Origin of the sequence: Rheinheimera soli (genome assembly GCF_021290985.1) — a bacterium.
Taxonomy (GTDB): domain Bacteria; phylum Pseudomonadota; class Gammaproteobacteria; order Enterobacterales; family Alteromonadaceae; genus Pararheinheimera; species Pararheinheimera soli.
The window spans coordinates 105,158-117,960 of the sequence record NZ_JAJOYU010000002.1 but is presented as its reverse complement, the minus strand read 5'-3'; the positions used below and the strand labels follow the sequence as shown (position 1 = coordinate 117,960).

Sequence of the window (12,803 nt, the reverse complement as noted above, 5' to 3'; positions counted from 1 at the left end):
ATTGCCTTGTAGCGGGTTAACCGAAATGATTAAAACAAAGTTTATTACCATCTAAATCCCGCACGTAAGCCCCGTAAAAGGTCTTTTCAATACGTTGTCCTGGTGCTCCCTCGCAACGTGCGCCTAGTGATATAGCTTTATGATACAGCTCATCTACTTTTTCTTTGCTACCCGGAGCTATGGACAACATAGTGCCATTGCCTGGTGTGGCCGGTTCCTGGTTGAAAGGAATGCAAATGGCCAACATAGGGCTTTGCATATTTTTACCAATAAATACAATACGATCCATTTTAATCAGAGTTTTTGCACCCTGATCCTTTAATAAATCCAGATAAAACTGTACTGATTTGTTTAAATCATTAGAACCTAAAGTGGCGTAGCTAAACATAAAAGCATCCTGTTGTGAAAAAACTGTAGTCAATACGTCCGCAGTAGCGAACTGGTTGCACGGAAATCCAAAGTGAGACAAAAAAATGGCCCATTCAAGGGCCATTTTAAACTCTTTGTCACTGGATTAAGCGGCTTTTACGCTGTCTACCCAGTTCTGTACACGTTTTTCCAGTACTTGCAGAGGTAATGCACCGCCACCTAAGATGGTGTCGTGAAAACCACGGATATCGAACTTGTCGCCTAACTGCTCTTTGGCTTTAGCACGGATTTCCAGAATTTTTAACATACCAATTTTGTAGGCTGTTGCCTGGCCTGGCCATACTAAATAACGACGCACTTCAGAGGTGACTGCGCCTTCAGCAACAGGAGTTTTTTCTTTGAAGTACTCAATACCTTGTTGTTCAGTCCAGCCTTTGCTGTGCATACCTGTATCAACCACTAAACGAACGGCACGCCACATTTCTGTGATTAAGCGGCCGAAGTCGGAGTAGTCATTCTGGTAGGCACCCATTTCTTTGGCCAGCAATTCAGAGTACAAAGCCCAGCCTTCAATATAGGCAGTGAAACTAGCCTGAGTACGGAACGTTGGAACTGATGTCAATTCCTGAGCAATAGAAATTTGCATATGGTGGCCAGGGCTACCTTCGTGATAGGCAATGGCTTCCATTTCATTTTTTGGCATTTGTTTCATATCAGACAAATGCGCGTAGTAAATGCCTGGACGTTTACCATCTGGTGTACCCGGGAAATAATGCTGAGCCGCACCTGGTTGTTCACGGAAGGCTTCAACCCGTTTTACTGTCAAGGCAGCTTTGGGCAGAATGCCAAAGTATTCCGGCAGTTTTTTCTCAATAAAGGCTAAATAAGCTTCTGAGTCAGTGATATAACCCTGACGGCCTTCATCTGTATCCGGATAAAAGAACTGAGCGTCAGTTTTGATAAAAGTGAAGAACTCTTTTAACGAGCCTTTAAAGCCCACTTTATCTTTGATAGCAATCATTTCTTTGGTCAGGCGGTCTACTTCATTTAAACCAATCTGATGAATTTCGTCAGCAGTTAAGTTTGTTGTCGTCGATTGCGCCAAGCGATGGTTGTAATACGCCACGCCATTGGGCTGAGTCGATACACCTGTCACATTGACCTGAGTTTTATCCAGTTCGCTGGTTAAAAAGGCAGTTAAGGCTTCATAAGAAGGCTGGAATTGAGTAGTTAAGGCAGATTTAGCATCGGCCAGTAACTGCTCGGCTTTTTTATCATCCAGTTTGTCGGCTTTTTTCAGTGCTTCCACTTTAGCTTTAGCATCAGCCCATAAAGGCGCGTCTTTATCGCTTTCTTTAAATGGTGCGCCATTTAACAGGTTATTGACCTGTTCCAGTACACCTTCGTAAGCAAAACGTGGAGGGCGTACACCTGCTTCGGCGTATTTGGCGGCACGTTGCTGTAAATCCGCAATGGCTTTAGCGATGCCACCAATACGTTTGACGTAGGCTTCCATATCAACCACTTCGTCTACTTTATGGAAGTTCATCAGCAATTGTGGCAACAAGGCATGTATGCCCTGCATCTGGTTAAACACGTAGTTGTTTACACGAAATGCTGCGGCGTCACGGCTTTGTTCGTACTGGTAAATCCATAGGTCATAAGAGGTTTTGGCTTCAGTATCTAACTTGGTGTAATCAAACTGAGATTTTAACTCTTCAACAGAAGCAGCAGCCCAGGCCAATTGTTTGTCTTCGGCTTCTTCTGTGACGTCGTCAATTTGATCCTGCTTATCTTTACGGCCTAAAAAGGTCATTTGCAGCGGGCTCATTTGCAGCTGCTCTTCGTATTTGGTTTCAAACCACTGGTTCAAACGCTCGGATTCAGATAAAGCCGCTTTGGTTTCTGCTGCCGTGGTCGTTTCAGCTGTGGTTGTGGTGGTGGTTGATGTGTCCTGGGCCGGACTACAGCCTGCCAGTAATGCGGCAATGCTAAGAGCTAACAATGAATGGCGCACTTTGCGTTTTCCTTTTAGTTATTGATTATGGAGCATCATCAGGTTCAAACAACATCACTGATAATGCAGATACCAGACTAACCTGATTTCCCCTAAGAGTCGAAACTCAATTGTAAGTTTATCTTTCAAAAAGGCCTGTCAAAGACAAGGCCTGACCAGCACCAACCGCAGTCTGATTTATTGTTTAGGCATCAAATCAAGCAACGCCACTACTGTGGCTTCTACACCGGCTTTGATTGCAGGTTCAGGTGCAATTTTAAAAAGCGGACTATGATGGCTTGGCACCGGAGCGCCGCCTTGTTTTTCCCGTTCAAAGTCTTCCTTAGGTGTGCCGCCTATCTGGAAATACACACTCTGAATGGTCGGGTTCATAATTAAAAAAGGGTAGTCTTCAGCACCCATGCCTAAACGTTTATAGTTCTGATCCAGAATATCTGCGCCAAAGTGACTAACCCAGCGCTGCTTCAAACGTTGGGTCAGCGGAATATCGTTGACTGTAGGTGGCGTTGTTTGTGGATCCACAGTCACTTCAGGCAATTTATCTTCAGGCAAACCAGCTACCCGGCCCATATTGGTCGCCACTCTTTTAATGGCGCTAATCAGTTGTTCACGGGTTTCCAGGGTGTCGTTGCGTACTGTCAGCTGCAAATGCGCAGAGTCTGGAATGATGTTGTGTTTCGATCCTGCATGAAAAGATCCGACGGTAATCACGCTGGGCTCTTTCGGGGCGATTTCACGGCTGACAATGGTTTGCAGCGCCAAGACAATTTGTGAGCCCAAGACTATAGGGTCTTTACCACGGTGGGGGCTGGCACCATGTGCACCTACACCATGAATACGGATATCGACCGAATCCACACCAGAGTAGGGCGAGCCTTCAACGGCAACAATTTTACCCGCTTCAATTTCACTGGATACATGCAAAGCCATGGCGTAATCAGGTGTGCCAAAACGTTCCCAGATTTTGTCGTCACGCATGCTTTGAGCGCCGCCCACATATTCCTCAGCGGGTTGGCCTACCAGCATCAGCGTGCCTTGCCATTGATCTTTAATTTTTACCATTTGCCGTGCTGTGCCCACTAAGCTGGTGATATGCATATCGTGACCACAAGCATGCATCACTGACACTTCGTTGCCGTTCCAGTCTTTGCTTTTTACTTTGGACGCATAAGGCAAACCACTTTTTTCTTCTACCGGCAAGGCATCCATATCAGCACGCATCATCACCAATGGGCCTTTACCATTTTTCAAAATGGCGACCACCCCTGTTTTCCCGACACCAGTAGTGACCTCAAAACCTGCAGCTTTAAGCTCTTTGGCTAAACGTTCGGCCGTTTTGACTTCCATAAAAGACAGTTCCGGGTTTTGGTGGAAATGCTTAAACAGCGGCTCAAGGTGCTGTTGGTAATCGGTGTGAATAGTGTCAGCTAAGTCTTTTGGCGCAGCCAGGCTGCTGGTGCTGATAAAAGCTGAGCTGATTAAACAGGTGAGAGGGAGCAAGCGCATTTTGAAATCCTTTTTGTTATTTTATGAGTTTGTGGCCAGCCAAAACATCACAGCATAAAAAAGCAGCAAAGAACAAGGGACTTACCTCGTTATGCGCTCAAAACCAGTCAGCGAAAGATAACTGGCGCTTGCAATCAGGCATAGCATGAGGTGTTGCAGCTCTAAATAAATACAGCCTATTTAATAGACTAAGCTTATGTTTTTAAATTATTTTTCTTGTTTCTCTGTTATGGGTTGAAATTCTGTTGCTGGAAAACCATAGATAGGGGTAATTTAGTCATTAGTTAATGCTTGTCCGATGTTATGATCGACAGGCTTGTATCAGTACGTCATGCCCGCAGGCTTTTTGATTTGGATAAGTTCAGGGTATTCGGATGAAGCGCTTAGGTTTAATTGCATTGTTTTTTTATCTGGGGTCCTTGTTTGTGGCCTCAGACTCTTCTGCTGCCCGGAATTTGCTGGAGGCAGTGCAAGCAAATCAGCCGCATGGATTGTCGCAACTGACCTCTGTTGCTCAACCCGTTAAACACGCTGATCTGTCTGCTGAGCCAGACAAGGCTGTAGTGTTATGGCAGCAGTTTGAGTGTGTTGCCGCAACTTGTTCTGCAAACCAGAAGTTAACTTCTAGCTATCTAGCTGCCAGCATCAGGCGTTTTTCCGCCAGGGCACCTCCTTTGTTTGTTGGTTAGTTCATACTTGCAGTGATGCAGACTGCGCCTTTTGAAAATCAAGGTGGGGCTGCAAAAAGATCTTCTTCGTGGGCATAGCCCGCAGCTTTAGTGATGAGAGAGCCAATCTATGTTTGTGATTGATCAAATTATTTTATTAGCCGCGATTTTAATTATCTTCGGTATTGTTTCCAGTAAATTGTCGGCCAGACTGGGTTTGCCTGTACTGGTGTTGTTTCTTATGGTGGGGATGCTGGCAGGGGAAGATGGCCCGGGTGGTGTTGTTTTTGATAATGCCGAAATTGCGCACGCACTCGGGTCTCTGGCCTTAGCCATTATTTTGTTTGATGGTGGTTTGCAAACGCCAATGACCTCCATTAAGCAGGTATGGAAACCTGCTTCTGTGCTGGCCACTTTTGGAGTGTTAGTCACAGCTGTTATTACTGGTGTTGCCGCCGCTTATATTCTCGATGTGTCTCTGTTTTATGGCTTACTGATTGGCGCTATTGTAGGTTCTACCGACGCTGCAGCTGTATTTTCATTGTTGCGTAACGCAGGTATTCATATTAACCCACGCCTGAAAGCCACGCTGGAAATTGAAAGCGCGACGAACGACCCTATGGCTATATTTTTAACTGTAGGCTTGTTGGAAGTACTGGTAAAAAGCTTAGAACCAGGCACAGGCTTGCTGATGTTGTTTGTGCAGCAAATGGGCATAGGTTCAGTGGTAGGTTTGGCTGCGGGCTGGTTGTCCGTGCGTATTATTAACCGTATTCATCTGACGACTTCGGGTTTATACCCTGTGATGGTGGCGGCTTTTGGTTTACTGGCCTTTGGCGTTGCGGCCAATTTGGGTGGCAGTGGCTTTTTAGCCATCTTTATTGCAGGGGTAGTGATAGGCAACAGCAGGTTTGTGTTTCAGCGCAGCACCTTCTTATTTCACGACGGTCTGGCCTGGTTGGGCCAAATTATTATGTTTGTGATCTTAGGCTTACTGATTAACCCTTCTACCTTGCTGGATGTCTGGTTTGAAGGTTTGTTGATTGCACTGGTGTTGACCTTACTGGCGCGGCCTTTGTCCGTGCTGCCGGTGCTGAAGTTATTTGGTTTTAGTATGAAAGAAATCACCTTAGTGTCCTGGGTTGGCTTAAGAGGTTCAGTGCCTATTATTTTGGCTATTTATCCGTTGATGTATGGGTTGCCCGGCGCCGAACTGATTTTTAGTGTGGTGTTTTTCGTGGTGCTGATTTCGGCCACAGTGCAGGGGTCAACTTTACCCTTGATGGCCCGGGCTTTGGGATTAACAGAACCAGCTCCGGCCACTCCTGCGGCTACACTGGAAATTACCGCTTTAGGTGATGTAGATGCCGATATTGTGGAGTATCAGCTGGGCGACAGTTCGCGCGCTTCGGGCCGTCGTTTATCCCAAATGGCTTTGCCTGACGGTACAGTGGTGGCGATGATCACCAGAGGCAATGAGGTGATCCCGCCACGGGGTTCGACCTTCCTGCACGCAGGCGATCATTTATTTATTGTGATGAAACCTGATGTTCGTGATTTTGTTGACCTGGTCTGTTCTGGCATAGCCAAAAGCGATCATCTGGAATTACCAGCAGCAGAGTTGAAACTAAAGGGCTACACCAAAGTAGAAGACTTATCACACTCTTATGGCATCAAGCTTTCTGCTGATGGGCATTTGTCCTTGGATGAGGTGTTACGTCAGGCTTTAGCAGAGGTTCCTGCTGTGGGGGATAGTCAAGACTTTGGTGCTGTCACGCTTTATGTGCGTGAAATGGTAGGGCAACGTATCACCACAGTGGGTATAGCGCCTGCTGTTCACGCCAACTAAAGATAGCAAGGCAGGTCAGAGTGATAGTTCTGACCTGCAGTCTTACACCACGCCCAGAACTGGCGGCATGGCGGCGTCGACTTCGTCGCTGATGGCATCCAGGGTTTTTTCTGCTTCATCCAAAGAGCTGACTTCGGCTATATGAAACAAAGCTTCGCCTTCGTTCACCAGAGGTAAGTTATTTCTGCCTATCACTATGCCGTTAAAACTGGCTTCTACTGCCACTTCAAAGTCGGAGTAGGGGCTGTAGATATGCGCCAGTACATCTCCTTGTTGTACGGTTTGGCCAAGGCCAACGTAATAGCGGGCTATGCCGTCGTGCTCAGCTCTGATCCAGCTACTTTTTTTGCTGAACAAAGAGCCTGTTTTGATGGTTTTTTTGCTGGGGCTGAACATGCCTAAATCCTGCATCACGTTCATAATGCCGCGTACACCCACTTTGATCGATTGCTCGTCAAAACGCAGTGCTTCACCTGCTTCGTACAAAATAATAGGAATGCCTAAACTGTTGGCTGTACCCCGCATTGTGCCTTCACGGCTGGCGGCCTTGATAATAATAGGGGCGTTAAAAATTTCGGCCATTTGCAATGCCACTTTGTCTTTCGCACTGGCCCGTACCTGAGGCAAGTTGCTGCGATGAATTGCGCCTGTATGTAAATCAATCACATGAGTGCATTGTTTTAAAATACGCTCAGTAAACTGAAAGGCCATACGGCTGCCCAGTGAGCCTTTTTCGCTGCCTGGAAAACTGCGGTTTAAGTCGCGTCTGTCAGGCAGATAGCGGGATTGCTGCACAAAACCGTAAGTGTTGACTATAGGAACCACCACTAAAGTACCTTTAAGCTGGTTCAGCTTGGGCCATTTCAGCAAGCGGCGGCAAATTTCGACGCCGTTAATTTCATCCCCATGCAAAGCAGAGGTAATCAAAAGTACAGGCCCCGGTCTTTTACCATGCACCACATGAGCGCCTATATTCAGCTCGGTGTGGGTGTAAAGTTTGCCAAATGGAATATCGACCACAGCCCGTTCACCGGGCTCGATCACAGTGCCACCTAAAGTAAAAGCCTGTCTTTTTTCCGTAAGCATGGGATTGCCTTCTGTTGTCGAAACTTACTTTGTTGCCAGCTTTTTCCGCTGCGCTTTTTGCAACGCTTTTTGTTCCATACGAGCCTGATGCAAAGGCACTTGTTTTTCCAGATGCTGGATCATAAGCTCAGCTACATCAATGTCGGTTGCACCTTCTATGCCCTCTAAACCCGGAGAACTGTTCACTTCCATCACCACAGGACCATGGTTGGAGCGCAGAATATCTACACCTGCCACTTGCAAGCCCATAGTTTTAGCGGCAGCCAATGCAGTGCGTTTTTCATCTGCGCTGAGTTTTACAATAGAGGCTGTGCCGCCTCTGTGTAAGTTGGAACGAAACTCACCGGCTTTGGCCTGACGTTTCATTGAGGCAACAATTTTAGTGCCAATAATAAAGCAGCGGATATCAGCGCCATTGGCTTCTTTAATGTACTCCTGCACCAGAATATTGGCGTTCAGGCCCATAAAAGCTTCAATCACACTTTCGGCTGCAGTGCGGGTTTCAGCCAGTACCACGCCTATGCCCTGAGTACCTTCTAAAAGCTTAATGACCAGCGGAGCGCCGCCGACCATATCTATTAAATCGGGGATATCACCGGGTTTATCGGCAAAACCAGTGATAGGCAAACCTATACCTTCGCGGGCTAATAATTGCAGGGAACAGAGTTTGTCGCGGGCACGGCTGATGGCGCTGGATTCATTCAGCGCATAGACGCCCATCATTTCAAACTGACGCAGTACAGCGGTGCCATAAAAGGTAATGGAAGCACCAACTCTGGGGATCACGGCATCAAACTGCTCCAGCACTTCACCTTTATAGTGAATGCCGGATTTGGTTTTGTTGATGTTCATATAACACATCAGCGGGTCTATCACCTCGATTTGGTGACCCCGCTCTTCCGCCGCTTCAACCAGACGGCGGGTAGAATACAACTCACTATTGCGCGATAAGACCGCAATTTTCATAACAACACCATCATCAGGCTCTGAATTTATCTGTTGAGACTATTCTAGTGTGCTTTGAGTGCCAAGTATCTGTAAAAAATCAAAAAATTCACACTAAAGCCTTACCACCTTAAAGTAAGAACAGTGAACCTAAACCGAGGAAGGCAAAAAAACCTATCACATCTGTCACTGTGGTTAAAATGACCGAACCAGACAGGGCTGGGTCTATTTTCATTTTTTCCAGCCAGACCGGGATCACCACACCACTAAAGGCTGCCACACAAATATTGATGACGATGGCAAAGCTGATCACGCCTGCGATAATCCAGTCACCAAACCAAAGGTAAGTGATGCCTGCAATGACCAAAGCCCAGATCACACCATTGATAGCACCTATGCTCAATTCTTTGCGCATTAAAGTCCAATAGGTTTGAGGGGTAATTTGACCAAGTGCTAAACCCCGGATAATCAGGGTTAAGGTTTGGCTGCCTGCAATGCCGCCCATAGAGGCGACAATAGGCATCAATACCGCCAAAGCAACCACTTGCTGCAAAGTCGCTTCAAATAAGCCTATGGTCCATGCCGCTAAAAATGCGGTCAATAAGTTAATACCCAGCCATAAAGCCCGGCGTTTGGCGCTGTTGATGATAGGGGCGAATAAGTCTTCCTCTTCGTCTAAACCCGCTGTGTGCATAAACTGGCCTTCAAGGCTGCGACGCACGTTTTCCAGCGCTTCACCTATAGATAAACGGCCTAAAAGTTTGCCTTCGCTGTCTACAACCGCCAAAGCACTGTAGCCAGAACGCGCTACTAAATCCGAGCCTGTATCCAGCTCCATATCGCCTTGTACTACAGGGGCTTCTGCGTCGATAAACTCGACCACTGGCATATGATTCGGCTGGCCTAATAAACGTATGCCTTGCAACAGCCCCACATAACGGCCTGTGCGGTCGACGACAAACAAGGCTTCTTGATATTCGGCATCTTCGGTTAGCTTTTTAAATAACCGTACTGCGTCCCGTACTTTGGCGTTTTTACTGACAATTAATACATCGTGATCGGCATAACGGCCACACTGCTCGTCATCGTAAGTTAAGGCCTGATCGAGCCAGCGCTTTTCGCTTTGATCCATGCGCGAGCAGGCGTATTGATAAATAGCGTCAGGTAATTCGTCGAGCAGCTCAATTAAGTCGTCTACATCAATTTCTTCAACCAGCTCGCGCAGCTGCGCTGTTTCCAGTTGTTTAAAGATATTGCTACGGGCGTCGACCCTCATGTAAGTCAATGAGGCAATTTGTTGTTCTTTTTCCAGCGTCAGCCAGGTGCTAACCCGCTGTTCCAACGGCATGGCTTCAAGCGCAATAGCAATCTCTTCCGGCTCTAATTGGTCCAGTTTTTCTGCCAGTTGCTCAGTTTCGTTTTCATCAAAACTGTCCCGGACTATTTCTTCAATATCCAGTGGGGTATTTTCAACCATTAAACCGCTCCTGCTGTCTGCATTGACGCTACAGCTTTACCACCAACGGCGGATTTTAAATAAGGCTAACAGGCCCAAAGCTAATCCAAGCATCAGGCCCCAGGTAATATAGTAGCCGAAAGGATTTTCCAGCTCGGGCATATACTTAAAATTCATGCCGTACACACCAACAATAAAGGTCAGTGGAATAAACACTGCACTGAGCATGGTCAGCACTTTCATTTTTTCATTAATTTGGTGTGATGAAGTCGACATATAACCATCGACCAAATCACTCAATTGGTCATAATACATCTGCGTCATACTGTGCAGGCGCTCGAACTTCTCGTAAAAATCGCGCAATTCTATCGGCTCAAAATGACGTTTAAATGGATGGCTGGCATCCTCTTCAAACAAGAGATCAGAAAACATTTCTTTCTGGTAGGCCAGGTTGCGGTCGATTTTACGAAACACCGAGCGGTATTTCATAATTTTCGCCATTTCCTGATCATTACCATTGGCTTGCATACTGTCTTCCAGCTCACCTAACTCGTCCTCAAACTGCAGCAGCTTTTCCAGGTAAGTACCTGATATGGCGTGGATATACTTTTTAATCCAGTCTTTAAATTTTTCAATGCCGACCAGTGAAGAGAAGGGTAAGTCAATTTTGCTGTCATCAAGCGGGCTATGGTATTTCACCAGAATCACTTGTTCGTTAAACAACACCGAAATTTGGCTATGGCCCGGATAATCACTGAAATCCGGAGCTGAAAAGCCACGCAAAATCAGCAAGCTGAAACTGTCGCTGAACTCCATCTTGGGTGGATGGCGTTCACGCAGAAAATCTTCGGCAACCACAGGGTGAATACGAAAGAACTCCAGCACCTGTTGCTGTTCCATTTGAGTGGCTGCAGTCAAATTAATCCAGATTTTGGTATCGGTTAACAAGGGGTAACGCAGCGTTTGAAAATCGCTGATCTGCCATTGTTGTTGCTCTGGACAATACTGGTGAAGTTCTATCATTGCTGCGGCCTTTTGTGTGCTTTTGGCAGCATAAGCAAAAAGGCTGTATGAATGCAAATGCTGTTGTGGATCTTGGACTTAGATTAAAGCGTTTGGTGGAAAACTGAGCAGGACTTCATGTTCCTGCTAGATTTTTTACTTAAAGGCTTTCGCCTTTGGCGAGATACTTTCTTTTGCTTCGCCAAAAGACAAGTATCCAAAGAAAAGGCGACCCTAGGTCGCAGCGAAATCCCGGCCCAAAATTGTGCGTCCAAGGCGGCTGGGTAACTCGCTCGTCGCTACCGCTCCTCACTCAGACACTCCCAGCCTTAAAACCTTGGCCACCCAATTTTGTCCGGCTCGCGCCCCAATAGGGATTTGGTGCCAGTAGTTGGTATGATTTATTGATTGCTAGCAAAGAGCGATGTGCGGAAATGACGCACACCGCAAGACCTGACCCTGTGCCTTCAAAAGCCTGTATGAATGCAAATGCTGTTGTGGATCTTGCACTTAGATTAAAGGGTTTGATGGAAAAAGCAGCGCCCCTGTTGAGATTCGGTTGCTGTAGTGGGTATTGCCATTTCTATAACTGTCGTAAAGAAGGAAAAGTGGAACTGATGTACCTAATATATATTCATGTACGGTGGGCTTAGTTAATTCCGTTCCGGCCACTCAGTTTGTTGCCGGAACGGAATTAGACAATTTATTGAGTGATTAGCTATTCATGTAAAGATATGATGCAATAACTCCAGCAAAGATATTTAGAACAAGAGACCATCCTGATTGTTTTAGAAAGTTTTTCCCATGTTGCTTGTTAATATCTATGGACTCAGCATTACGTTTTTTGTCGCCAGAGGTAAAATTAAAAACTACCTTTTTTCCGTTAATATTATCTAATGCACCATAAACTTTACTTGCCATTAGGTGCCCAATTTTCCCTGTTGGCGTAAATGCGTACAATCCTAAAAAAAGCCAAATGGCGATAACATGCATTGCCATTGTTCCACCATACAAATTTGTGTTGACCCATAAGAAGCTGGAAACCCATAAAGTTGCGTACATAAAAATGACTGCATGATGAATTAATTCTGCGATAGTCTGACGTCGTTTCTTAAACCAATAATAAAAGTCTGTGATCAAAGCAGGTTCCTTTCGGCCATTAACCCAATCACTAACTTCATTAATCAGTTCTTTACTGATTTGTGCATTGATAAAGTCAACTCGACAGAACGCAGGAGCAGTCATAACATCAATTTGATCAAAATCGTCAGAATTTCCTGATGCCATCATTTGCATAAATTTTCCAGGTTTCATATCTGATGAAACTCTAACAAGCAAGGTGTGTCTTTGAGGTAAATCGAAGCCTTGAATGCAAACCATGAAATCCCATTTAATTACAATTTCCTCTATACAGTCAGGGGTTTGCCAATGGTGTTCGACGAATTCACTCCACGAACCAAATTCTTGGATATCTGCACCCTCATAAACAATATTTAAGGATGTTATTTGAGCATCAATGTTATGTAATTGTAGCTTTCTAGTTATACAGGCATTCAGCTCTACAAGATCGTTAACATCTAAAAAGAGAGGCTTGTGATAAACTTTTATTCTTGAATCTGGTTTTCCTGCAAATAAATAAAATAAGGATTTTAGCTGTTCTTTTGGAAGTTTAGCGACGATCCCTCCTTGCTTTTTTATCGAATCTTCATCCATTTCAATTACTGCATTTCCATTCGTCATACTCTGTATTCTCCTTATTATTTTACAATGGTTTTTTCGTTTACTAAGACATCAACCTACCGCTGATGTACCTCTATTTCAATATGTTTTTCTGAAAGCACTAAAGTTATGATCAACGAAATCCATGCAGGCTGTGCGTCAGTTCTGCAAATGTTTACTCGAATA

The 12,803-nt window shown here is 45.5% G+C and carries 10 protein-coding genes; 2 read left to right on the top strand and 8 right to left on the bottom strand.

Features of this window, described 5'->3' with window-relative positions:
- Positions 1-16 precede the first annotated feature (16 nt).
- The 3 genes from LSG37_RS02690 to LSG37_RS02680 form a co-directional block, all read right to left on the bottom strand.
- Entirely contained in the window at positions 17-388 is a 372-nt protein-coding gene (locus LSG37_RS02690; protein ID WP_233078314.1) for a VOC family protein, read from the bottom strand.
- A gap of 126 nt (positions 389-514) precedes the next feature.
- Positions 515-2,386: a DUF885 domain-containing protein gene (locus LSG37_RS02685; RefSeq protein WP_233078313.1), complete on the bottom strand. Its 1,872-nt coding sequence runs from the start codon at positions 2,384-2,386 to the stop codon at positions 515-517.
- Positions 2,387-2,563: 177 nt separating this feature from the next.
- The gene (locus LSG37_RS02680) at positions 2,564-3,892 is read right to left on the bottom strand and encodes an amidohydrolase (RefSeq protein ID WP_233078312.1); all 1,329 of its coding nucleotides are present in this window, start codon (positions 3,890-3,892) and stop codon (positions 2,564-2,566) included.
- A 374-nt stretch (positions 3,893-4,266) separates the two neighbouring features.
- Between LSG37_RS02680 and LSG37_RS02675 the strand changes: the two genes are divergently transcribed.
- A complete protein-coding gene (locus LSG37_RS02675; RefSeq protein ID WP_233078311.1) occupies positions 4,267-4,581 on the top strand; it encodes a hypothetical protein in 315 nt (104 codons plus the stop codon).
- A gap of 109 nt (positions 4,582-4,690) precedes the next feature.
- The gene (locus LSG37_RS02670; RefSeq protein ID WP_233078310.1) at positions 4,691-6,409 is read left to right on the top strand and encodes a potassium/proton antiporter; all 1,719 of its coding nucleotides are present in this window, start codon (positions 4,691-4,693) and stop codon (positions 6,407-6,409) included.
- A gap of 42 nt (positions 6,410-6,451) precedes the next feature.
- Here the strand turns inward: LSG37_RS02670 and LSG37_RS02665 are convergent, their stop codons facing one another.
- From LSG37_RS02665 to LSG37_RS02645, 5 genes are all read right to left on the bottom strand, one after another.
- Positions 6,452-7,495: a succinylglutamate desuccinylase/aspartoacylase family protein gene (locus LSG37_RS02665; protein WP_233078309.1), complete on the bottom strand. Its 1,044-nt coding sequence runs from the start codon at positions 7,493-7,495 to the stop codon at positions 6,452-6,454.
- A 24-nt stretch (positions 7,496-7,519) separates the two neighbouring features.
- Positions 7,520-8,461 (bottom strand): 30S ribosomal protein S6--L-glutamate ligase, encoded by a 942-nt coding sequence (gene rimK, locus LSG37_RS02660; protein WP_233078308.1) that lies wholly within the window; start codon positions 8,459-8,461, stop codon positions 7,520-7,522.
- Between the two features lie 109 nt (positions 8,462-8,570).
- A complete protein-coding gene (mgtE, locus tag LSG37_RS02655; RefSeq protein WP_233078307.1) occupies positions 8,571-9,917 on the bottom strand; it encodes a magnesium transporter in 1,347 nt (448 codons plus the stop codon).
- A gap of 36 nt (positions 9,918-9,953) precedes the next feature.
- Positions 9,954-10,919, bottom strand: coding sequence for a magnesium transporter CorA family protein (locus LSG37_RS02650; RefSeq protein WP_233078306.1), 966 nt, complete (start codon positions 10,917-10,919; stop codon positions 9,954-9,956).
- A 693-nt stretch (positions 10,920-11,612) separates the two neighbouring features.
- Positions 11,613-12,638, bottom strand: coding sequence for a hypothetical protein (locus tag LSG37_RS02645; protein WP_233078305.1), 1,026 nt, complete (start codon positions 12,636-12,638; stop codon positions 11,613-11,615).
- Positions 12,639-12,803: the final 165 nt, after the last annotated feature.

What these genes read in the sequence shown, in the direction of transcription:
- LSG37_RS02690 (WP_233078314.1), bottom strand. Translation starts at nt 388, where the DNA reads ATGTTTAGCTACGCCACTTTAGGTTCTAATGATTTAAACAAATCAGTA.
- LSG37_RS02680 (WP_233078312.1), bottom strand. Translation starts at nt 3,892, where the DNA reads ATGCGCTTGCTCCCTCTCACCTGTTTAATCAGCTCAGCTTTTATCAGC.
- LSG37_RS02675 (WP_233078311.1), top strand. Translation starts at nt 4,267, where the DNA reads ATGAAGCGCTTAGGTTTAATTGCATTGTTTTTTTATCTGGGGTCCTTG.
- LSG37_RS02670 (WP_233078310.1), top strand. Translation starts at nt 4,691, where the DNA reads ATGTTTGTGATTGATCAAATTATTTTATTAGCCGCGATTTTAATTATC.
- LSG37_RS02665 (WP_233078309.1), bottom strand. Translation starts at nt 7,495, where the DNA reads ATGCTTACGGAAAAAAGACAGGCTTTTACTTTAGGTGGCACTGTGATC.
- rimK (WP_233078308.1), bottom strand. Translation starts at nt 8,461, where the DNA reads ATGAAAATTGCGGTCTTATCGCGCAATAGTGAGTTGTATTCTACCCGC.
- mgtE (WP_233078307.1), bottom strand. Translation starts at nt 9,917, where the DNA reads ATGGTTGAAAATACCCCACTGGATATTGAAGAAATAGTCCGGGACAGT.
- LSG37_RS02650 (WP_233078306.1), bottom strand. Translation starts at nt 10,919, where the DNA reads ATGATAGAACTTCACCAGTATTGTCCAGAGCAACAACAATGGCAGATC.
- LSG37_RS02645 (WP_233078305.1), bottom strand. Translation starts at nt 12,638, where the DNA reads ATGACGAATGGAAATGCAGTAATTGAAATGGATGAAGATTCGATAAAA.